The organism is Bacillus sp. FSL R5-0659, assembly GCF_038008785.1.
Lineage (GTDB): Bacteria > Bacillota > Bacilli > Bacillales > Bacillaceae > Bacillus > Bacillus safensis.
This window is the reverse complement of the sequence record NZ_JBBOZU010000001.1, coordinates 646,483-668,275: the sequence shown is the minus strand read 5'-3', so window position 1 is coordinate 668,275 and position 21,793 is coordinate 646,483. Positions and strand designations below refer to the sequence as shown.

The window sequence follows — 21,793 nt, the reverse complement described above, 5'->3', positions numbered from 1 at the left end:
ACCCCGCCTTTTCATTTCTAAACGTCACAATATGTTGATGTGGTTTCTCTTTTTATGAAAAGTGGAATAACAACAGCAATGAAAGAGAAAAGAGGGGATCTTCATGACCACAACCTTAATGATCATCGGCACATTGCTAATCATTTTTTTGATCATCCCAATCATTCTATTGATCTGGATTTGGATGAGGGATGAAAAACAAGAAGAACATTCAGTTCTGCGAAATTATCCGGTCATTGGAAAGCTGCGGTTTATCTTTGAAAAAATAGGACCTGAGCTTCGCCAATATCTGTTTCTGAATGACCGAGAGGAGCTGCCCTTCTCAAGAAGAGAATACGAGCAGGCGGTCATGTCAGGAAAGTACAAAAGCCGGACGATGGGCTTTGGATCAAAACGTGATTTTGACAAGCCAGGCTATTACATTCGAAACGTCCTGTTTCCAAAGCAGCGAGATGAACTACGAATCGATCAATCTGAAAAAATCAAAACGAAAGTGTATCAAATTGATCAAGACAATTTACTGCGAAGAAGTGAACATTTCAAAGAAGTCGAAGCAAATCCTTATTTTCTCCATCAAGAGGATGTACAAGTCATTGGCGAACACACATGTCAAAAGCCTTTCCATGTGAAAGGACTGATCGGTCAATCCGCTATGAGCTACGGCTCCTTAGGCGACAGGGCCATTACCGCTCTATCCTCAGGATTAAAAATGGCCGGCGGTACGTGGATGAACACAGGTGAAGGCGGGCTTTCTCCTTATCACCTCAAAGGCGGCGCAGATATCATTTGTCAGATTGGGCCCGGTTTATTTGGCGTTAGAACAGAGGATGGCGCATTTTCCTTTGAAGAATTCAAGAAAAAAAGCGAGCACGAGGAAGTCAAAGCCTTTGAACTCAAGCTGGCACAAGGAGCAAAAACACGCGGCGGTCATATTGACGGCGAAAAAGTAACGGAAGAAATTGCGAATATCCGTAAATTACCGCCTCACCAATCCATTGACAGCCCAAACCGCTTTGAGATGTTCCACTCCATTCCTGACATGTTTGATTTCATTGAGGAGCTGCGGAGTATAGGCGGAAAGCCAGTTGGAATCAAACTTGTTGTCGGACATAAAGAAAATATTGAAGAGCTTGCCAGCTATATGAAAACAAGCGGGAAACACCCTGATTTCATTACAGTTGATGGCGGAGAAGGCGGTACAGGGGCATCCTTTCATGAATTGGCGGATTCCGCAGGGCTGCCAATTTTCACGGCACTCCCTATGGTTCATCAAATTTTGAAAGAATACGGTGTCAGAGATCAGGTGAAGCTCTTTGCTTCTGGCAAGCTTCTCTCGCCTGATAAAATTGCGATTGCCCTTTCAATGGGAGCTGACTTTGTGAATATTGCTAGAGGTCTCATGTTTTCAGTCGGATGCATTCGCGCCCAAGTCTGCCACACGAATAAATGCCCAGTCGGGGTCGCCACAACTGATCCAAAGCTGCAAAAGGGTTTATCGATTGAAGAAAAAAAATACCGAGTGTGCAATTATATCCTGTCTCTTAGAGAAGGTTTATTTAACTTATCCGCAGCTGCGGGAATAGAATCGCCTATTCATTTTAATGAAAAACATATTATTTTTAGACAAGAGAATGGCGAGACAAGCGAAGTGCCGATGTTCTCAGGCACACAGCCATCTGTCTAGCTTGAAAAGGTGCGGAAACGCACCTTTTTTTATTAACATTTTCGTATAAAGTTAGCAAACAGTAGAGTTTAAGAAAATCATCTCAAACGAAGATAGCATCTCCTATGAGGGAGAAAGATGATTTATGGGCGAGCTAAATTAAAAAAACAGGGACCATTTATCAGTCCCTGCCCGCCTTTTCATAAAAAAACTGCAAACAAGTCCATTTTTCGTGAAAAGGATTGTTTACAGTGAAAGCTGCTTTATTTTGTTTCGTTATTTTCCTGCTGTTCGGCTACGCGGTCAAGTGCCATCGTATAGGCATCGTTGCCGTAGTTTAAGCAGCGTTTGACACGTGAGATAGTTGCAGTGCTTGCACCTGTTTCCGTCTCAATTTTATGATACGTGTTCCCCTCGCGAAGCATACGTGCTACTTCAAGACGCTGTGATAAAGATTGAATTTCATTGATGGTACACAAATCATCAAAGAATCGATAACATTCTTCCAGGTCTTTAAGGGATAAGATGGAGTTGAATAACTGATCTAAACTTTTGCCCCTTAATTTATCAATTTGCATCTTAATACATCTTCTCCTTTACTATTGCCACACCGCTTCGCACGATCTTCTTCTAAGAAAGCGGTATCTTTCCTGACTAATTTTTTTAAAACCTCAGCAATGAGCTTTGAACAGATCATGACAGGTTTGGTTCTACGCTGAAAATGCCGTCAGGTTCTTTCGTAAGCCGAAGCTTCTTTATCGTAAACAAATTCGACAAGTTCTGTCATTTTCCTTGTATGACAATCTGACAAACTTGTTTGCTTCTGGTATAAAGATCACTTCTGCTTGGTTAGGTCTTCTGCCCTAATATATAGACTTTGCGGAAAGCTCAGCGAGACCCACAAATATGCGCCCCGCCTTGCTCGATCATTCAAAATATGTTGGCCGGTCAGCGTAACCGACAGAATCATTTTACAATTAGAGTACTTCATTCGTCATGTCAAAGCCCTCTGCTTTGTCAACAGCTCCACATAAGATCATGATCACTTACATGGCAGTGAAGAGAACCATAGCTCACTTCTGCCCTATAACAGCAGTCAGAAATGCGGCAAAGATGATACAGCTCCACTCTGTTATATTTTAACGCATTATAGACGGAAAGAGTACAGTTTTTTTCATGACATCAAATATTCCTCTTGGCGTCACTCGAATATATGGCAAATGTGTACTTTGGAAAAAGACAAGTGTATCAATTGGGCAGTCAAATGGATAGCCGCGCTCAATGAGCAGCTCGCGTAATGTTTGTTCCTGCTGAAGAACAGTCTCAAATGGTTCAGCCGATGCACAGCCTGATAATTGCAGCGGGATTTCATGCAAAATTTTCCCGTTCTCTGTGAGGACGATTCCCCCGCCAATTTCTTTCATCCGCTTATGTGCCAGCATCATATCCTCTTTATTTTTCCCGATCACTAAAATGTCACCCGTGAGCGAAAATGAGCTGACAAAGCCTTGCACTTTGTTTGCGAATCCTTTTAGCATCGTATTCACACGCCACTCGCCTTTTCGGTCAATCAGGCTAAAGAAGCTTTGATCATGGTCACATGACAGCTGGTTGATTGAGTTATCAATTTCCACTGTATAAGGCTCCATGATGACGGCATTTCTCATCTTCACACCTAGCGGCATAGAGAATTGCAAATCACTCATCGTCAGATCATACCCCAAATCTAATGGAAGAAGCCCGCCATTTCCCCATTTTGTTTCTTGGAATTGATGCTGGTTCTCGCCATCTAATTTGAGGATAACCCCTTTAGATATGACCGTTTCAGGATTTGGGTTCATTGGATCATCTAAAATATTCAAAGAAGCCAGTCGTCCAGGACCGACAACGCCTAATAAGTCATCAATTTGATGGTATTTTGCAATGTTAAATGTCGCCATATTATACGCATCAATGATCGGCACGCCTTCTTCAAGGGCGATCGAAATCAAGCGGTTAATCATGCCTTCCTCATAAAAGTGAGGAGCAGCACCATCTGTTGTATAGAAAAAGTGGTCATAGTGTCTAAAATCACGCTCATGCAATTCTCTTAAAATGTTCACTAAATCTGGGCGGATGGAAGAATGCCGCAATGAAACATGATAGCCAAGGGACAAGCGTTTTAACACATCGTCCGCATTCATCGCTTCATGATCACTGTCCGCGCCAAACAGCTTCATTTTTGTTAGCGTTTTCTCAGAAGCTCCGGGGAAATGCCCTTCAATTCGTTTTCTCTGCTTCTTCGTTTCTTGCATGCAATATAAAATGAGATCATCACCGTCCATCAATCTTGGCCAGCTTGTTAATTCGCCGCCTTGAAGGACGTCAGGATGATCAATCCATTCCTTCCGGTAGTTGACTGGCAGCATCTCATCTTCATATCTGACTTCCGTTTGAAGATCGTATCTGGACCACCAGAAATACTGAAATGGCTGCTTTTTTAATTCACATAGAGTGGAAAGCGCTTTCTTTTCATTGCTTTGCAAAAGAAGAAATAAGTTATCGCTGACCATTGTTGTTGTGCCAAATTGAGACACATATTCTGCAAGTGATTGGGGATTATAAATATGGAACGGGTGCGCGTGAGGCTCTATATACCCAGGCACAATGTATTTCCCTTCACAATCAATCACACGTTTAGCTGATTTATTTTGAGGAAGCTCTGCTCCGACATAAACAATTCGATCATCATGTATCCAAATATTTGCCTTCACCCATTGCTTCAAAAACGGGTTAAGCACGAGTCCATTCGTTAAAAGGAGTGTTGGAACTATTTTTGAGTCGACTACATCGATTTGTGTGCGGATGTCATTATTTCTCCAATTAAAAGTACGTTCGGACATTCACATACTCTCCTTCATTTGTATTAGCCCTATCGTAACATAACGAACCACGTTACGCATTAATGAAACGTTACAATTTCTTGAAATCACACTTAAAATAATTTAAAAAAGGAGATTCACCTTCAATGAAACCTAATCTCGGCTTAATGGAAGCGCTCATTAGAATTGCCTGCGGAATGACAATATGTACTGTAGCTGGATCCTTATATGCTAGAAAACCATGGAGTAAAATGCTGCTTTTGGGCATCATGTTTGGCGGTATGAAACTAGGATCTGGCATTCTTCGTTTTTGTCCAGTGACATATATGTGTGAGCAGCAGGACACACATAAAGAGAAGGCTGAGTAAGGCAGCCTTCTTTTTTGTGATCATTTTCATCTCATTCCGCTGCTTCACACCATTCGACCATTGTCCCTGCAATAATTTCTGCTGCTTCTATCACATGCTCAATGTCGATAGATTCATTCGGAAAATGGGCAAGCTCCGTTGTTCCAGGTCCAAACACGATAATTGGAATACCTGCTGCCTGTGACAGTAATCCGCCGTCAGTTCCCCAAGGGGCGGCTTCGATCTTCGGCGGCTGCTTCATGACCGCTTCATATTGTTCCTTCAATAAACCTAAAAGCGGATGATCCGTATCGATTGAACCCGGAAGCCATCTTGCACCAAACCATTCGACCTCAACAGGATGTTCATGGAACCATTCATCTTTTTCTCCGAGTCCTGCCATCCAATTTTCTAGTTCCTTCTCTGCCTGTTCTACCGTTTCACCCGGCATCACCCCGAGCCTGCCTTCCATTGTGACAAGGTCTGCTACAGAGGATGGCCAATCACCGCCTTGAATTTTCCCGATATTGATCGGAATCGGAATTGGGATATGCTGAAACAGCGGCTCCGTGATTCGCTGATTTCTTTTTTCTTCTAGTGCCGCTATATGTGAAAGGACAATCGTACTCTTTTCTATAGCAGAAACACCGTGATATCTTGTTCCGCCATGAGCAGCCCTTCCTTTAATATGCAGTCTGAACCATTTAGATCCTTGCTGAATCGGAAAGATTTTCATATGACTTGGCTCTGGAATGATGGCTGCATCTGCTGTATATCCTCTCAGTATGGCTGCAAGGGTGCCTGCACCGCCGCTCTCTTCTTCAACAACACTATGAAACACGACATCTCCCTTCAGCGGAATCTGAAGTGCATGCAGTGCCTCAAGTGCAAAGAGTAAAGAAACGTTTCCACCTTTCATATCTGTTGCCCCGCGTCCATAAAGTCTCCCGTTTATGATATGCCCGCTGTAAGGCGGATATGTCCATTGTTTGTGATCTCCTGCTGGGACAACATCCACATGCCCATTTAATAAAATAGATTTGCCGCCGCCTTTTCCTTTCAATCGTCCGGCGACATTAGGACTTCCTTTAAAAGAACGCCTCGGGGAATAAAAATACGGGTGGTTCAGCAAATCATCTCCGCCAATGTCCCATACGTCAACATCAAAGCCAATGGCAGAAAGTTTATTTGCTACGATTTGCTGTACCTCTTGCTCATTTCCTTGTGTGCTGTCACATTGCACCATTTGCTGAAGAAGCGTCACGGCTTCCTCCTTATGCTCTTTCATCCAGTTTCTGATACGTGTGGTTGGCTGCAAGTCGGTCATCCTTTCTACACAACAGATTTGACATCAGGCGCTAAAATGAGCGGCGCCTCTGTCGCCCTCATGACATCTTCCGGCTGAAACGGCGGCATGACTTCACGCAAAATGAGCAGCTGTGATTTGACCTCAATGACTGCCATATCTGTAATAATCAGATCCACACAAGACTTAGCTGTTAAAGGGAGCGTGCAGGCGGCTTTTATCTTAGATTGTCCGTGTTTATCAAGGTGGCTCATCACGACCACTACCTTTTTCGCTTTTTGCGCGAGTTCAATCGCTCCGCCCATACCCGGTACTCGTTTACCTGGTACAATCCAATTCGCAAGATCCCCCTGACTGCTGACTTCTAGTGCACCTAAAATCGTCATATCCAGCATCCCTTTGCGAATGATGCCAAAAGCGGTTGTGCTGTCCATATATGAGCCGCCTTTTGTTAACGTAATAGGGAAACCTCCGGCATTGCACAAATTCGGGTCTTCTTCCCCTCGTGCTGGTGAAGCGCCTGCTCCCATAATGCCGTTTTCTGCATGCAGTAACACCTCGTAATGTGGTGGGATGTATTCAGCTGCAAGGGTTGGGATGCCGATCCCAAGATTGACGATCATCCCATCTTCAATTTCCTGTGCCGCACGTTTGGCTATGCGGTGTCTTAAATCGATGTCTCCCATGCCCATGTCCAGTTCACTCCTTTTGATTGCACGATCTGGTTCACAAATACGCCTGGCGTCACAATTTCCTCTGGATGAAGCCTGCCCACAGGCACAATCTCTTCTACTTCTGCAATGGTCCAGTCTCCTGCCATCGCCACAATCGGGTTTGTATTCCGTGCACTTTTATCAAAAATCAGGTTCCCTGCTTCATCTGCTTTGAGGGCATTCACAATCGCAATATCCGCAGTCAGCGCAGGCTCAAGAATATACTGCTTTCCACCTAGCGGAACCAATTGTTTCTCATCAAGATTGAGGCTATCCATGCCGACATCTGTCACAATGCCCGCTAAACCCATTCCGCCTGCCCGAATCTTTTCCGCTAGAATGCCCTGAGGGTAAAAAAGAACGTCTAGTGTACCCGCCTGCATTTTCTGCCCGGCAATTGGATTAGAGCCAATATGTGAAGCAATGATTTTCTTCACCCTTCCTTCTGTGATCAGCCTGCCAACACCGATTTGCGGGAAGCCTGCATCGTTTCCGATCAATGTCAGGTCTTTGATATTGGCTTCTAGGATGGCATCGATCAATGATGGCGGTGACCCCACACCGCCAAACCCGCCAAACATGATGGTCATCCCGTCCTTAAAATGTGTGATCACTTCATCAAGACTCGCTGTTTTGTTCATCCTCTTTCCTCCCTACATCGCAGATGGGAAAAACCCTCGATTGATGACTTCTTGTTCAACCTGCGTCATTGTCTGCCCGAATAAATGAATGAGTTCATCCATCTCCTGCTGCGCGATGGAAAGCGGCGGTGCGATCATGATTGCTGCACCTCCTACGCCATCCTCTCCAGCGCTTGCTGGGTAAACAAGCAAACCATTCTGTTTGGCCGTCTCCACAACTAAATGTGTCATTTGAGCATGGGCAGGAAATGGTGTTTTCGATAATCGGTCTGCGACAAACTCAATGCCAATGAGCAGTCCCTTTCCTCTCACATCTCCTATAATGGAATGTTTTGATTGCAAATCCTTTAAAGCATTCATTAAATATCGGCCAGACAAATCAGCCCGTTCTGAAAGCTGGTGTTTTTTCATATATCGAATGACAGCCAGTGAGATGGCTGCTGAAAGCGGATTGCCGCTATATGTGTGGCCTGCCATCACAGAGCCCGAACCGCTGAGAATTGGTGCAATCACATGATCCGCTGAGACAGCTGCCGCAATCGGTGAATAGCCGGCACTCATGCCTTTTCCAAGCACCATAATGTCTGGGACGACGCCCCAATGTTCCATGGCAAACATTTTCCCAGTTCGTCCAAAGCCTGTCATGACTTCATCTGCAATCATTAAAATATCGTTTTCCTCACAGACACGCTTCATTGCCTCAAAATATCCATCTGGCGGTACAAGTGCCGCGCCCGCTGCTCCAACAATCGGCTCTGCAATAAAAGCCGCAATCCTCTCTTTTCCTATACGCTGAATGACCGTTTTAAATTCCTGGACATACCATTCGACCTGCTTACTTTCTTCCTTTGGTAGCCATGAACGGTAGCTGTATGGCGGAGACAGCACCGGGTGTTTTTCGAGCAGTGGTTCAAAGCGCTCTCTCCTTGCAATATGTCCTGACATCGACAGCGCACCAAGTGTAATGCCGTGATAACTCATCCATCTTGAGATGATGTGATTCTTCTCTGCCTTCCCCTGCTCCTGCCAATGCTGAATGGCAATTTTCATCGCAGTTTCCGTTGCCTCTGACCCGCTTCCGACAAAAAAAGACCAGTTCAGGTTCCCTGGGCAGAGTGTACTCAATTCATAGGCAAGTTCTTCTGCTGGTTCATTTGTGAATTGTGATCTGTACGTAAAGCTCACCTTTTTCGCTTGCTCTGTCATGGCATCAATGATGTCTCTTATGCCATGTCCAATACTTGCCGTGACAGCACCAGATGAGCCGTCTAAATATTTTTTCCCGTCCCGATCATATAAATAAATCCCCTCTCCTTTCACAGCCACAGGATAATGCTGATTCAACATTGGTTTGATTAAGTAATCCCGGGTCTCCACTTTGTCATTCCTCCCTCTCTCGTCAGCAGCTGCATCTTTCTTTTTTCATGAATCGCAAGAAAATTTTGTATACTTGTTATAAGATTAGCTTAATCAAGAGGGCAGTCATCCTCCATTCGCCATATGCCCGAATTTCACACGTATTTTTTATACATCGTGTATAAGAGTGTTCAAAAGGAGGTCATGAGTCTATGGCGATTCTCGTCAAAGATGCACTCTCGCTCGATATCATGAAGGAAACAAAGCTGCTTGCTGGAGAAAATGGACTGGACCGCCTCATTCAGTGGGTGACCATCGTGGAAATTATCGAAGATACTTCAAGGCTTTCAGAAGGAGAGCTGCTTGTCACAACCGGCTTTGGGCTTGCAGACAATAGGGAAAGGCGCGCCCGGCTTGAAGAACTGATTCAATCTGATCGTCTATCCGCCATTGCCATTTATAAAGGCGTGTACTTAACGGAAATTCCTGCATCACTGATTGAAGCTGCCAAAAACAGCGGCATTCCACTCATCGAGATTCCTTCACATGTCAACTTCTCAGACATTACAAAAGCCGTTCTAGAGCAAATCGTCAGCAGCCAGCTCCACCAGCTTAAATATTCTTCAGCCATTCACCAAAGACTGACTCATTTAAATGTCAGCAATAAAAATGTCACACAAATTACAGATGAGCTGGCACATCTCACTTCGGCAAACATTGTTGTGCTTGATGTTTTTTTACATCAAACAGCAGCTCATCTCATCAAAGATGAAGTGACGTACTCTCCTGCTTTTGGCTTTCTGACAGATCGTGAACCAATTGAAACGACACCTCTTCTCAAGCAGGCTGAGGAGAAAGGGCGGCTCGTCTATGACACGTGCGGTGCGTTTGTGCTGGCTGCGTGCCCGGTGATTGCGATGGGTGATATTTTCGGGTTTATTGTGTCTTTGAAAAGAAAGGATGCGTGGCATCATCTCGACGCGATTGCCATCGAGCATGCCGGGGCCGTGTATGCGATTGAATGGCTGAAGCAAAAAGCCATTCAAGATACAGAAAACCAAATGCAAGGTCATTTGTTAGATGATATTTTGCAGCAGCAATACACAGAAGAAAGCTATGTCATCGAACAAGCAACAAAGCTGCAATATGATATGAGCGATGAGCAGGTGGTCATCTACTTTCAATTTCAGCATCAGCACACACAGCTCGATCACCAAATGATGCAGCGCCTATCTCAATTGCTCACGTCGATATTTGAACGCAGACATATTCCTTTTTTACTTAAGACAAGGCTCGATTCCATTTTTGTTCTTACCCCCGCAGGAAAAAAAGCGTTTCAAGAAGCGGAGTGGTATCGCGCAGCAGAAGAGTGCCGGAGCACTTGGTCTTATTTTTTTCCCGTCCATCCGATCGTGATTGGCATTGGGAGAGCCTATGACCAGATCGGTCTCTTTGCAAAAAGCGCGAAGGAAGCGCAGTATGCAGCAAGGCTTCTTCCGCTTTTAAAGACAGACGAATGCATCATTCATTATCAGAAGCTTGGCTTATACGGGATGCTTCTTGAAATGAATGAAGCGGGGATGAATTTGCATGACTTTTACGTGGAGCTGTTAAGTCCTTTGCTTTATACGAAAAAACAGGGAGCAGACCTGATCCATACACTCGAAGTGTATTTGGCCCACAATGAAAATATTCAAAAATCTGCGGGAGAATTGTTTATTCACAGACATACATTAAGCTACCGGCTGAAACAAATTGAAACGAGAACAGGCTGCAGCCTCAAATCCACGGATGATCGGATGAAGCTGCAGCTCAGTATCATGGCGTACCGCCTATCTGGTCTGCTTGATCAGATGAGAACCATTTCATGATTCATTCGGCGTTTTGACCCATAGATTCATATCTTCAATTTTGTCAAAAATATAGCAGTTGTTTTGGAATCGGCCGGTATATGTATAGCCGAGCTGATAAAACACTTGATTCATTCCATAGGATAGTGCACGTGCAAGAGAATAAAAGACATAAATGTGCATGGATTGAAGTTCTTTTTCGAGTGCTAGAATCAAATGGTGCATGAATCCTAGCTTTCTGTATGCCGGAAGGGTCGCACAATCTGTTAATTCCGCATGACCATAAGGGTCATTGATTTCAGCAGATGCTGCACTCACAATGTGCCCGTCATGTTCAACGGCATAAAAAACCGTCCCTTCCTCCATCACCTTTTGGATGTAATCTGGCTCATTCATTGGCGTAGGATACGTTTCAAAGACGGTATCATAGAGCTTTGCCAGCTTGTGAATATCCTGCGTATCCGCTTTCCTCATCACATACTCATCCTGCCACGTGCCTTGATCTTTTTTGAGAGGCTTTTCTTGAATAGACGCAACAATTTCATCTTCCTTCAGCCAATACGGGCTGTTCATTCGACTCTCCGTCAGAAAGAGCGACATGCCGTACGCATCACTTCCAAGAAAATAATGAGAAAACACACCTTCAAGCCGAAAGCCTTTTTCTAAAAAAAGAGGCATATGCTCACGCCTGACTTTCACAATGACCTTAGAAGCCTTACAGTCCGCCGCTTCCTGAAGAACCGACTGAATCACATCCCGCACCCTGCCGCTATAGTCATCCAAACGGATTCGCTCATTAAATGAATCAATACAGATCGAGGCAGAAAAACGCTCGTTCGCAAGTTCCTTCAATTGCACCATATACTCATCCTCTCTTATAAATCAGCTAATAAAAAAAATCCAAATGGAACATGAAACAATGACGATACCAGAAAAAATCGACATGATCATATACCTAATGGCTGAGCCTTTTTTGGCTTTGTTTTGCCTTCTCGCTTCATACATGATGAGATTTGAGAACAGTATAAATAAAATAAGTAGAACGATGGCAAATAGAATGATTCCTTGAATGACCATGCTGCCTCCTCATAAATTCGTCATCCCATATTACTTCTTCATATTCGAGCATCATCCCTTCTCCTGAACAAAAAACACCTTTCCATCTCGTCAGATAGAAAGGTGTTTTGATTAAACGTTTTTCCCCGCAGCCTTCAGCGCACGGGCACCAATGTCACGGCGATAAAATAGACCTGGCTGTATGATTTCTTCAACCGCTTCATACACTCTTGATCTTGCCGCTTCAAATGTGTCGTCAAATGCGGTTACATTCGCTACACGGCCGCCATTCGTGACGAATTGATTGTTTTCTTTTTTTGTTCCTGCGTGGAAGGTCACGACATCAGAGACAGTCGTTTGCAAGGTACCGATTGGTGTGCCTTTTGCATAGTCTTCTGGGTATCCTTCTGATGCAAGAACCACACTGACAGCCGCAGTGTCTTTCCACTGTAAGTCCACATCTTTTCCATCAAGAATATCGAGAAATACTTGAACTAGATCTGATTGTAGACGAGGGAGAACCACTTGCGTTTCAGGGTCGCCAAAGCGTGCATTGAATTCAATCACCTTTGAGCCTTCTGGTGTCAGCATTAAGCCTGCATATAAAATGCCTGTAAATGGACGCCCTTCCTGCACCATTGCGCGAGCTGCCGGTTTGACGACGTCCTCCACCGCTTTCTGAACCACTTCATCTGAAATCTGCGGAACTGGTGAATAAGCGCCCATTCCGCCTGTATTCGGCCCTTTGTCATCTTCAAAGGCCCGTTTGTGATCCTGCGCAATCACCATCGGGTACACCTTTTCTCCGTTGACAAAGGCCATGAGTGAAAATTCTTCGCCTGTTAAAAATTCTTCGATGACGACAGATGCACTGGCATCGCCAAACTTTTCATCCTCTAAGAAATCATGCAGACAATCGATCGCCTCTTCGAGCGTCATAGCCACTGTCACGCCTTTTCCTGCAGCGAGCCCGTCTGCTTTAATGACAATCGGCGCACCCTTTTCTTCCACATACGCTTTTGCTTCTTCAAACGATGTGAAGGCAGCATAGGCGGCTGTTGGGATATCATAATTTTTCATTAAGTCTTTTGCAAATTCCTTTGAGCCTTCAATGACCGCAGCTTTTGCATTCGGTCCAAATACTTTTAGACCTGCTTCTTCAAATGCATCAACGACACCTGCGATTAAAGGAACCTCTGGACCGACAATGGTTAAGCCGATTTCGTTTTCTTTTGCAAAACGAATTAATGCCTCATGATCGCCTTCGTCAATTGGTACAAGCTTCGCAGCATCTGTCATTCCATCATTGCCGGGTGCGACAAATACTTGGCTGACAAGTTCACTTTGATTCACTTTCCATGCGATGGTATGCTCTCTTCCGCCTCTGCCGATAATTAGTACGTTCACACTGTCATCCCCTTAATGTTTGAAATGTCTAACGCCAGTGAAGACCATGGCGATGCCGTATTCATCTGCCTTTTGAATCGATTCTTCATCACGAATAGATCCGCCTGGCTGAATGATCGCTGTGACGCCTGCCTTTGCAGCAGCTTCCACTGTATCGCCCATTGGGAAGAACGCATCAGAGCCTAGTGCGCTTCCTTTTGCCTTTTCACCTGCTTGCTCAATCGCAATGTTCGCTGAGCCGACACGGTTCATTTGTCCAGCGCCGATCCCTGCTGTCATTTGATCTTTCGCAAGTACAATGGCATTTGATTTCACATGCTTGACCACTTTCCAAGCAAGTTTTAAGTCTTTCCATTCGTCTTCTGTTGGTTCTCTTTTCGTTGGAATAGAGATCGTTGCTTCCTCTAAGCCATACGTATCAATATCCTGAACAAGCAATCCGCCATGTACACTTGTCAGCTGTTTTTCTTTTTTCCCGAGATCCGCTTCTACATCTAATGTTAATAGACGAAGGTTCTTTTTCGCCGTTAACACGTCAAGTGCTTCTTGGCTGAACGAAGGAGCGATGACAATTTCTAAGAAAATCGTATGCAGTACGTCAGCCGTTTGTTTATCTACTTCACGGTTAAGTGCCACAATGCCGCCAAAAATAGAAGTTTCGTCTGCCTTGAACGCTCGGTCAAATGCTTCTGCAATCGTCTCTCCTGTACCAACGCCGCACGGGTTCATATGCTTCACAGCAACAGCGGCCGGCTCCGTGAATTCTCGTACAATTTGGAGTGCTGCATCTGCATCTTTAATATTGTTATAGGAAAGCTCTTTTCCATGTAATTGCTTTGCAGTAGCCAACGAACCTTTCGCTGGAAGAGCATTTTCATAGAAAGTCGCCGCTTGGTGCGGGTTTTCTCCATAACGAAGGGATTGTTTTTTCTCAAACGTGACAGTGAACTGTTCTGGCTCTGTTTCGCCGACAAAGTTTGTTAAGTAATCCGCAATCAGAGCATCGTATGCAGCCGTATGACGGAATACCTTTGCAGCGAGCTCACGCTTTTTCTCTAGTGACACGCCGCCTTCTTTGATTTGTTGAATGACTGTATCATAATCACGAGGATCGACAATCACTGTGACGTCTTGGTGGTTTTTTGATGCTGCACGAAGCATTCCCGGTCCGCCAATATCAATGTTTTCAATCGCTTCTTCATATGTTACATCGTCTTTTGAGATCGTCTCTTTGAATGGATAGAGATTCACGACAACTAGATCAATCGGCTGAATGCCATGCTTTTCAATCTGTGCCATATGCTCATCGTTTTCTCTCACTGCTAAAAGTCCGCCATGAATGTTTGGGTGAAGTGTTTTGAGTCGTCCATCCATGATTTCAGGGAATCCAGTGACTTCTGAAATCCCAATGACATCAATACCGTTCTCTTGAAGAAGCTTGTGTGTACCTCCAGTTGAAATCACTTCAACACCAAGTTCTGTTAATCCTTTCACAAAAGGTACAAGATTCGTTTTATCGGAAACACTGATTAATGCGCGTTTGATCGTCATGCCTTCGTCACCTCATTAAGATAATTCTAAAAGTGATTTGATCACTTTTGGATATAGTGTGTGTTCTAGTTCATGCATTCTTTTTTCAATCGATTCAAGCTCTTCCCCTTGTTCGATGTAAATCGACGCTTGGTCAATGATCGGACCTGTATCCATGCCTTCATCGACAAAATGGACAGTGATGCCTACCACTTTGACGCCTGCTTGATAGGCTTGACCAATGGCATCAAGCCCTGGGAAGGCTGGCAGCAAGGACGGATGGATATTAACAATTTTCCCTCTAAATGCTTCAAGTAATGTCGGACCAATCAGTCTCATATACCCAGCAAGGAAAACCCATTCCACTTCATGCAGCCTAAGCTGTTCAATGATCGTTTGTTCAAAAGCGGCTTTATTCGGAAAAGCCTTCGGGGTAAATGCAAAGGAGGGAATGCCCTCTTTCTCAGCACGCTCCAGCACCTTTGCCCCCGGTTTATCACAAATCACAATGGCCGCCTCTGCCTGCCACTGTTCCTTTTTTAATGTATCAATAATGGCTTGAAAATTCGTCCCGCTTCCAGAGGCGAAGATCGCAAACTTCTTCATGAGAGGCTTCCACCGCCGAATGTGACACCTTCTCCTTTTTGAACACGTCCAATGAGAAAAGCTTTCTCTCCGTCTTCTTCAAGTCCTCTGATCACTTCGACAAGGTCATCTTCTTTTACGGCTAAGACAAAACCAATGCCCATATTAAACACGTTGAACATTTCTTCAGCCTTTAACTGTCCTTTTTCTTGAATAAAGGAGAAAATTGGCGGTACTGGCCATGAGCCGTTATCAATCTCAACGCCAAGCCCTTCAGGCAGCATACGTGGTAAATTTTCAATAAAGCCGCCGCCTGTCACATGTGCCATACCGTCAACCTTACCGGCTTTCACTTGTTTAAGAACAGGCTTCACATAAATTTTGGTCGGTTCAAGAAGCTCTTCTCCAAGCGGTCTTGTAAAAGGTTCATACGTTTGATGAAGGTCCAGACCAGCGTCTTCCAGCAATACTTTACGAACGAGAGAATACCCATTGCTATGAATTCCGCTTGAGCTGAGTCCAATCAGCAAGTGCCCCTCTTTGATGCTCTCTCCTGTCACGATTTCATCCTTTTCAACGACGCCTACTGAAAAACCAGCAATATCATATTCATCTTCTGTATAAAGACCCGGCATTTCTGCTGTTTCTCCGCCGACAAGCGCTGAACCAGACTGCTCACAGCCGTCAGCCACACCTTTAACAATGGATTCAATTTTCAAAGGATCTGCTTTCCCGACTGCTAAGTAATCTAAGAAAAAGAGCGGTTCTGCCCCTTGTGCAAGCACATCGTTGACACACATCGCCACGGCATCGACGCCGATCGTATCGTGTTGATCCATTAAAAAGGCAAGCTTTAATTTTGTTCCAACACCATCTGTTCCTGAAACAAGAACGGGCTTTTTGTATGGCAGCTCAGATAAATCAAACATACCGCCAAATCCACCTAGAGCACCCATGACGCCTGCTCTTTTTGTACGTTCTACGTGTGTTTTCATTCGTTTGACGGCTTCGTATCCTGCTTCGATGTCGACACCGGCGTTTTTATATGCTTCTGACATCCCATTCACTCCTTTTAGCTGCTTCTCTTCCATTTATTTTCAGCAGAATGAAAGAGCAGCATATCAAATCATCTTGACTGCTGCTCCTTTATTCGATTATTTCGTCAGTGCTGTTTCCTTCACATGCGGAAGAACAGTATCTTCATAAATTTCCGTCGGGTATTTCCCAGTAAAGCATGCTAAGCATTGACCGCGCTGCGGATCATCATACTTTCTGCCAATCCCGTCCATTAAACCGTCTACAGATAAAAATGCAATGGAGTCTGCACCGATTTCCTGTCTAATTTCTTCCACTGAATGAGAAGAAGCAATCAGCTCTTCATGTGTGGACGTATCAATTCCATAAAAACACGGATGTGCAATTGGCGGTGAACTAATGCGGACATGGACTTCCGTCGCACCCGCTTCTCTTAGCATCGTCACAATGCGGCGGCTTGTTGTTCCGCGTACGATGGAATCATCCACCATCACGACACGCTTTCCTTCGACGACCCCGCGCACAGCAGACAGCTTCATGCGCACGCCCTGCTCACGCAGTGCTTGAGACGGCTGGATAAAGGTTCTGCCGACATAACGGTTTTTAATTAAACCGAGCTCATATGGAATACCTGTTGCTTCGGCATATCCAATCGCTGCAGAAATACTCGAATCTGGTACACCTGTCACGACATCCGCTTCGACATGCGCTTCCTCAGCAAGCTTTTTGCCAAGGTTCTTTCTCGCACTATGCACGTTGATGCCGTTGATATTGCTGTCAGGTCTTGAGAAATAAATGTATTCCATGCTGCACATGCTGCGGTTAATATTCATGGAGAAGCGCTCAGATTTGAGACCTTCATCATTAATAATCAGCATTTCGCCAGGCTCCACATCTCGTAAATACGTGGCGCCGACAACGTCAAATGCACATGTTTCAGAAGCAACGACATAAGCGTCCCCAAGCATACCAAGTGAAAGCGGACGTAAGCCGTTCGGATCAAGTGCCACAATCATTTCAGTTTCCGTCATAATTAAGAAAGCATATGCTCCTTTAAGCATGGACAGGGCATTTTTGATCTGCTCTTTCAATTCAATATAGCCGCTGCGCTTAATTAAATGAGCGAGCACTTCAGTGTCAGAAGATGTCTGAAATATACTCCCTTGGTTCTCTAGCTGCTGCTTTAATTGCGTTGCATTCACTAAGTTCCCATTATGAGCAAGGGCAAGACTGCCGTTGTTTTGCGAGCGGAAGAAGAGGGGCTGCACATTTTCAAAGCCGCCTCCGCCTGCTGTCGCATACCGGACATGTCCGATTGCACCTTTTCCTTTCAAATCCTTTAGCTCACCGTTTTGAAAGACTTCCGTAATCAGTCCAAGGCCTTTATGTGCCGTCAGGTTTTCACCATCTGTTGCAATGATTCCCGCACCTTCTTGTCCTCGGTGCTGAAGACTATGCAATCCGTAATATGTGATTTGCGGGGCTTCTTCGTGTCCCCAAACCCCAAAGACGCCACACTCTTCGTTTAAGCCTCTGATTTCAGCAAGCATGGGATCGCTCCTTTCCATGCACGTTCAAGTTCGTTGACCGCTGCATGAATCCATTGTTGTCCTTCTTGATTTTTGACGGTGAATACACCATCATTTGTGACCGTTCCAACTTCTTTCGCATCTTTGACAGCCGCAGCAAATGCTTCGCGGTGCCCTGGTTTCACTGTGACAACAAAACGTGACTGTGTTTCACTAAATAATGAAGCTTCGCTGTTTAAATCCATTTGGATATGAGCGCCAAGACCGTCTGTTCCAAATGTACTTTCAGCAAGTGCGACACCAAGACCGCCTTCAGACACATCGTGTGCTGATTGAACAAGTCCGTTTTGAATCGCAGCAAGAAGGGCTTCCTGACGCGTGAGCTCTACATCCAAATCAATTTCCGGTGCTTTTCCGTAAATACGGCCTTCTGTCATCTTTTGAAGCTCACTGCCTGCGAATTCTTCCTTCGTCTCACCAATCACGAAAATTACATCGCCAGCCTGCTGGAACGACTGCGTCGTAATATGAGCTGTATCTTCAACCAAACCAACCATCCCAATGACTGGTGTTGGGTAAATGGCTGTTCCATTTGATTCGTTATATAAAGAGACGTTACCACCGATAACTGGTGTGCTTAGCTTGCGGCACGCTTCGCTAATACCGTCAGCAGATTTTTCAATTTGCCAGAAAATTTCTGGTTTCTCTGGGTTACCGAAGTTTAAGTTATCTGTTACTGCAAGTGGACGAGCGCCTGAGCACACAATGTTACGTGCTGCTTCTGCGACTGCGATTTTCCCGCCGACCTCTGGATCAAGGTACAGATAACGTGCGTTACAATCGGTTGTCATCGCAAGGGCTTTTTTCGTTCCACGGATTCTTAAAACGCCCGCATCAGAGCCTGGTGCAACGACTGTATTTGTCCGAACCATGTAGTCATATTGATCATAGACCCATTCTTTACTTGCGATCGTTGGCTGCTGAAGGAGCTGCTTTAACGTGTCAGCTGCATCTGTGATAGCAGGTGCTTCAACTTTTGTTTCTAAAAACTCACGGTAGTAGGCAGGCTCACTTGACGGCTTGTGATAAACCGGCGCTTCTTCTGCAAGAGCGTCAACAGGAAGCTCACATACTACTTCACCTTGGTGAAGTAAACGAAGCATTTTATCGTCTGTTACATGACCGACTGATACCGCTTCAAGATCGTATTTTTCAAAAATATCAATGATCTCTTGTTCACGGCCTTTTTCAATGACCAGAAGCATTCTCTCTTGAGATTCAGAAAGCATCATTTCGTATGCTGACATGCCTGTTTCACGCTGCGGGATGAGATCTAGATTCATCTCGATACCAGAACCTGCTTTACTCGCCATTTCCGCACTTGAGCTTGTTAAGCCAGCCGCTCCCATATCCTGAATCCCAACGAGTGCATCGTTTTTGATGACTTCAAGGCACGCTTCAAGCAGCAGTTTTTCCATGAACGGATCACCGACTTGAACAGCTGAGCGTTTTTCTTCTGATTCATCAGAAAATTCCTCAGACGCAAATGTTGCACCGTGAATTCCGTCACGTCCCGTTTTGGCACCAACGTACATGACCGTGTTGCCAACACCTTTGGCCTGCCCTTTTTTAATGTCCTCATGGTTGATTAGTCCAACACACATTGCATTCACGAGCGGATTGCCTTCATAGCTTTGATCGAAATGAACCTCTCCGCCGACTGTTGGAATTCCGATACAGTTTCCATAGCCTGCGATCCCTGCCACTACTTCTTCAAACAAGTACTTCACGCGCGGTGAAGTCAGTTCACCAAAACGAAGAGAGTTTAATACAGCAATTGGACGCGCACCCATGGAGAATACATCACGGATAATTCCGCCGACACCTGTCGCCGCTCCTTGATACGGTTCAATCGCAGATGGATGGTTATGTGATTCGATTTTAAATACAACCGCTTGGTTGTCTCCAATATCAACGATTCCAGCGCCTTCCCCAGGACCTTGAAGAACGTGCTCTCCTTTTGTCGGGAATTTGCTTAAAACAGGCTTTGAGTTTTTATAACTGCAATGCTCTGACCACATGACAGAAAAAATACCCGTTTCTGTGTAGTTTGGCAGCCTGCCAATAATGGATTCGATTAAAGCGAATTCTTCATCACTCAATCCCATTTGCTGATACAATTTCTCTTCTTTAATTTGCTTGTGACTTGGTTCAAGCAGTAGTGACATGAGTGTCCCTCCAATTTTTCACGATAGATTGAAACAATTTAAGTCCGTCTGCGCTGCCTAGTAATGAATCAACCGCGCGCTCAGGGTGCGGCATCATGCCGAGTACATTGCCCTCTTCATTCGTTACACCTGCAATTCGATTCACACTGCCGTTAATATCGTCTCCGTAAGTGAAAGCGATTTGGCCGCGTTCAATGAGCTTCGCTAAAGTGTTTTCATCACAGTAGAAGTTGCCTTCACCGTGCGCTACAGGAATCGTAATGGATTCGCCTTTTTGATAACCGCTTGTAAATTGCGTTTCGTTGTTTTCTACAATGAGTTCAACTGGTCGACAGATAAACTTCAAGTCTTTATTTCGTCTCATCGCACCCGGAAGAATGCCTAGCTCCTGAAGAATTTGGAACCCGTTGCAAACACCAAGAACAGGTTTTCCTTCCTCAGCTGCTTTCTTCACCGCCGGCATGATGTTTGAGAAGCGAGCGATCGCACCACATCTTAAGTAATCCCCATAAGAGAAACCGCCTGGTACGAGTACACCGTCAAATCCGTCAAGACTCGTTTCGTCGTGCCATACATATTCAACTTGTTCACCCAGCTCATCTTGAATCGCATGGTACATATCGATATCACAGTTAGAGCCAGGCAAGACGATCACTGCAAACTTCACTGTGCGACAACCTCCTCCACCTCATAGCGGTAATCTTCAATCACCGTGTTGGCAAGTAATTTTTCGCACATTTCTTTGACGACTGTGTCTAAATCACGATCTGATTTTTCAATGACAAGCTCCATGTATTTCCCGATACGGACATCCTTTACTTCCTGATAAGACATGCTGTGCAAAGCGTGCTGCACGGCACTTCCTTGTGGATCAAGAACGCTCTCTTTTAAGCTGACAAAAATTTTCACTTTATACATGTTTATGGCCTCCAAGTCTTTTGAAAATTTCTTCGTATGCATTCGTTAAGCCGCCCAGGTTTCGTCTGAACACGTCTTTATCAAGCTTTTCGTTTGTATCTTTGTCCCAAAGCCTGCACGTATCAGGTGAAATCTCATCAGCTAGCAAAATACGATTCTCGTGATCTATTCCGAATTCAAGCTTGAAATCAATTAAATTCACATGACAGTCTGAGAAGATTTGCTTTAATTCTTCATTCACTTGTCTTGTGATCTGTTTCATTTCCTCTACCTGTTCAGGTGTGGCTGCATGTAAAATGCGAATATGATCTTCTGTAATGAGCGGATCGCCGAGTGCATCATCTTTGTAGTAAAACTCAATCAAAGGTGTGTCCAGTTTCGTTCCCTCTGGAATGCCGAGGCGTTTTGACATACTGCCTGCCACTACATTTCGTACAACGACTTCAAGCGGAACAATCTGTACCTTTTGAATGAGCTGTTCTGTTTCAGAGAGGCGTTTTACAAAGTGATTGTTGACCCCTTTTTCATGCAGCATTTGAAAGATTAAGCTTGAAATCTCGTTGTTCAGTCTGCCTTTGCCTTCGATTTCAGCTTTCTTTTCGCCGTTAAATGCTGTAGCTGAGTCTTTATATTCAACATATAAAATATGCTCGTCATCGGTCTGATAAATTCTTTTCGCTTTGCCTTCGTAGAGAAGTTCTTGTTTCACAGTCATTCAGGTTGGCCTCCTAATTTGAATGTTGGCAATTTTCAGGATTGGGCGCCTGG

20 protein-coding genes are annotated in these 21,793 nt (G+C 44.7%); 3 read left to right on the top strand and 17 right to left on the bottom strand.

The window, feature by feature from the left end; all coding sequences use genetic code 11:
* Window positions 1-103: 103 nt before the first annotated feature.
* A complete protein-coding gene (locus NSQ72_RS03300; protein ID WP_058837840.1) occupies window positions 104-1,684 on the top strand; it encodes an FMN-binding glutamate synthase family protein in 1,581 nt (526 codons plus the stop codon).
* A 242-nt stretch (window positions 1,685-1,926) separates the two neighbouring features.
* Here the strand turns inward: NSQ72_RS03300 and NSQ72_RS03295 are convergent, their stop codons facing one another.
* Window positions 1,927-2,241: a YerC/YecD family TrpR-related protein gene (locus tag NSQ72_RS03295; protein ID WP_024424524.1), complete on the bottom strand. Its 315-nt coding sequence runs from the start codon at window positions 2,239-2,241 to the stop codon at window positions 1,927-1,929.
* Window positions 2,242-2,802: 561 nt separating this feature from the next.
* Entirely contained in the window at window positions 2,803-4,545 is a 1,743-nt protein-coding gene (locus NSQ72_RS03290; protein ID WP_106025838.1) for an adenine deaminase C-terminal domain-containing protein, read from the bottom strand.
* A 125-nt stretch (window positions 4,546-4,670) separates the two neighbouring features.
* On the opposite strand from NSQ72_RS03290, the gene NSQ72_RS03285 reads away from it, so the two are divergent.
* On the top strand, window positions 4,671-4,892 hold the full coding sequence (locus NSQ72_RS03285) for a YgaP family membrane protein (protein ID WP_024424522.1): 222 nt from the start codon (window positions 4,671-4,673) through the stop codon (window positions 4,890-4,892).
* A gap of 31 nt (window positions 4,893-4,923) precedes the next feature.
* On the opposite strand, the gene NSQ72_RS03280 is transcribed toward NSQ72_RS03285, so the two are convergent.
* From NSQ72_RS03280 to NSQ72_RS03265, 4 genes are read right to left on the bottom strand one after another with little or no spacing between them, the layout of a single operon-like run.
* Complete coding sequence (locus tag NSQ72_RS03280; RefSeq protein WP_059376564.1) at window positions 4,924-6,189, bottom strand: peptidase; 1,266 nt, start codon at window positions 6,187-6,189, stop codon at window positions 4,924-4,926.
* Between the two features lie 14 nt (window positions 6,190-6,203).
* Window positions 6,204-6,869 carry a 3-oxoacid CoA-transferase subunit B gene (locus NSQ72_RS03275; protein ID WP_064497685.1) on the bottom strand — a complete coding sequence of 222 codons (666 nt, stop codon included), beginning with the start codon at window positions 6,867-6,869 and terminating at the stop codon, window positions 6,204-6,206.
* Window positions 6,845-7,531, bottom strand: a complete 687-nt coding sequence (locus NSQ72_RS03270; protein WP_058837843.1) for a CoA transferase subunit A — start codon at window positions 7,529-7,531, stop codon at window positions 6,845-6,847. Before NSQ72_RS03270 ends, NSQ72_RS03275 begins: the two co-directional genes overlap by 25 nt.
* Window positions 7,532-7,543: 12 nt before the next feature.
* Window positions 7,544-8,908 (bottom strand): aspartate aminotransferase family protein, encoded by a 1,365-nt coding sequence (locus NSQ72_RS03265; RefSeq protein WP_144490775.1) that lies wholly within the window; start codon window positions 8,906-8,908, stop codon window positions 7,544-7,546.
* A gap of 191 nt (window positions 8,909-9,099) precedes the next feature.
* Between NSQ72_RS03265 and NSQ72_RS03260 the strand changes: the two genes are divergently transcribed.
* On the top strand, window positions 9,100-10,758 hold the full coding sequence (locus tag NSQ72_RS03260) for a PucR family transcriptional regulator (protein ID WP_144490774.1): 1,659 nt from the start codon (window positions 9,100-9,102) through the stop codon (window positions 10,756-10,758).
* On the opposite strand, the gene ablB is transcribed toward NSQ72_RS03260, so the two are convergent.
* The 11 genes from ablB to purC form a co-directional block, all read right to left on the bottom strand.
* Window positions 10,753-11,598 carry a putative beta-lysine N-acetyltransferase gene (gene ablB, locus NSQ72_RS03255; protein ID WP_039176955.1) on the bottom strand — a complete coding sequence of 282 codons (846 nt, stop codon included), beginning with the start codon at window positions 11,596-11,598 and terminating at the stop codon, window positions 10,753-10,755. The genes NSQ72_RS03260 and ablB overlap by 6 nt on opposite strands.
* Before the next feature lie 21 nt (window positions 11,599-11,619).
* Complete coding sequence (locus NSQ72_RS03250) at window positions 11,620-11,814, bottom strand: hypothetical protein (protein ID WP_247544679.1); 195 nt, start codon at window positions 11,812-11,814, stop codon at window positions 11,620-11,622.
* A 111-nt stretch (window positions 11,815-11,925) separates the two neighbouring features.
* The gene (purD, locus tag NSQ72_RS03245; RefSeq protein ID WP_341083268.1) at window positions 11,926-13,200 is read right to left on the bottom strand and encodes a phosphoribosylamine--glycine ligase; all 1,275 of its coding nucleotides are present in this window, start codon (window positions 13,198-13,200) and stop codon (window positions 11,926-11,928) included.
* A gap of 12 nt (window positions 13,201-13,212) precedes the next feature.
* Window positions 13,213-14,751, bottom strand: a complete 1,539-nt coding sequence (purH, locus tag NSQ72_RS03240) for a bifunctional phosphoribosylaminoimidazolecarboxamide formyltransferase/IMP cyclohydrolase (protein ID WP_216431054.1) — start codon at window positions 14,749-14,751, stop codon at window positions 13,213-13,215.
* Window positions 14,752-14,766: 15 nt separating this feature from the next.
* Window positions 14,767-15,336 (bottom strand): phosphoribosylglycinamide formyltransferase, encoded by a 570-nt coding sequence (gene purN, locus NSQ72_RS03235; RefSeq protein ID WP_341083264.1) that lies wholly within the window; start codon window positions 15,334-15,336, stop codon window positions 14,767-14,769.
* Window positions 15,333-16,373: a phosphoribosylformylglycinamidine cyclo-ligase gene (gene purM / locus NSQ72_RS03230; protein WP_039176942.1), complete on the bottom strand. Its 1,041-nt coding sequence runs from the start codon at window positions 16,371-16,373 to the stop codon at window positions 15,333-15,335. Before purM ends, purN begins: the two co-directional genes overlap by 4 nt.
* A 96-nt stretch (window positions 16,374-16,469) precedes the next feature.
* Window positions 16,470-17,900, bottom strand: coding sequence for an amidophosphoribosyltransferase (purF, locus tag NSQ72_RS03225; RefSeq protein ID WP_039183010.1), 1,431 nt, complete (start codon window positions 17,898-17,900; stop codon window positions 16,470-16,472).
* The gene (purL, locus tag NSQ72_RS03220) at window positions 17,876-20,107 is read right to left on the bottom strand and encodes a phosphoribosylformylglycinamidine synthase subunit PurL (RefSeq protein ID WP_064497676.1); all 2,232 of its coding nucleotides are present in this window, start codon (window positions 20,105-20,107) and stop codon (window positions 17,876-17,878) included. Before purL ends, purF begins: the two co-directional genes overlap by 25 nt.
* The gene (gene purQ / locus NSQ72_RS03215) at window positions 20,091-20,774 is read right to left on the bottom strand and encodes a phosphoribosylformylglycinamidine synthase subunit PurQ (protein WP_064497675.1); all 684 of its coding nucleotides are present in this window, start codon (window positions 20,772-20,774) and stop codon (window positions 20,091-20,093) included. Before purQ ends, purL begins: the two co-directional genes overlap by 17 nt.
* Window positions 20,771-21,025, bottom strand: coding sequence for a phosphoribosylformylglycinamidine synthase subunit PurS (purS, locus tag NSQ72_RS03210; RefSeq protein ID WP_003214349.1), 255 nt, complete (start codon window positions 21,023-21,025; stop codon window positions 20,771-20,773). The genes purQ and purS overlap by 4 nt, the downstream gene beginning before the upstream one ends.
* The gene (gene purC, locus NSQ72_RS03205; protein ID WP_039176936.1) at window positions 21,018-21,740 is read right to left on the bottom strand and encodes a phosphoribosylaminoimidazolesuccinocarboxamide synthase; all 723 of its coding nucleotides are present in this window, start codon (window positions 21,738-21,740) and stop codon (window positions 21,018-21,020) included. The genes purS and purC overlap by 8 nt, the downstream gene beginning before the upstream one ends.
* Between the last annotated feature and the right edge of the window lie 53 nt (window positions 21,741-21,793).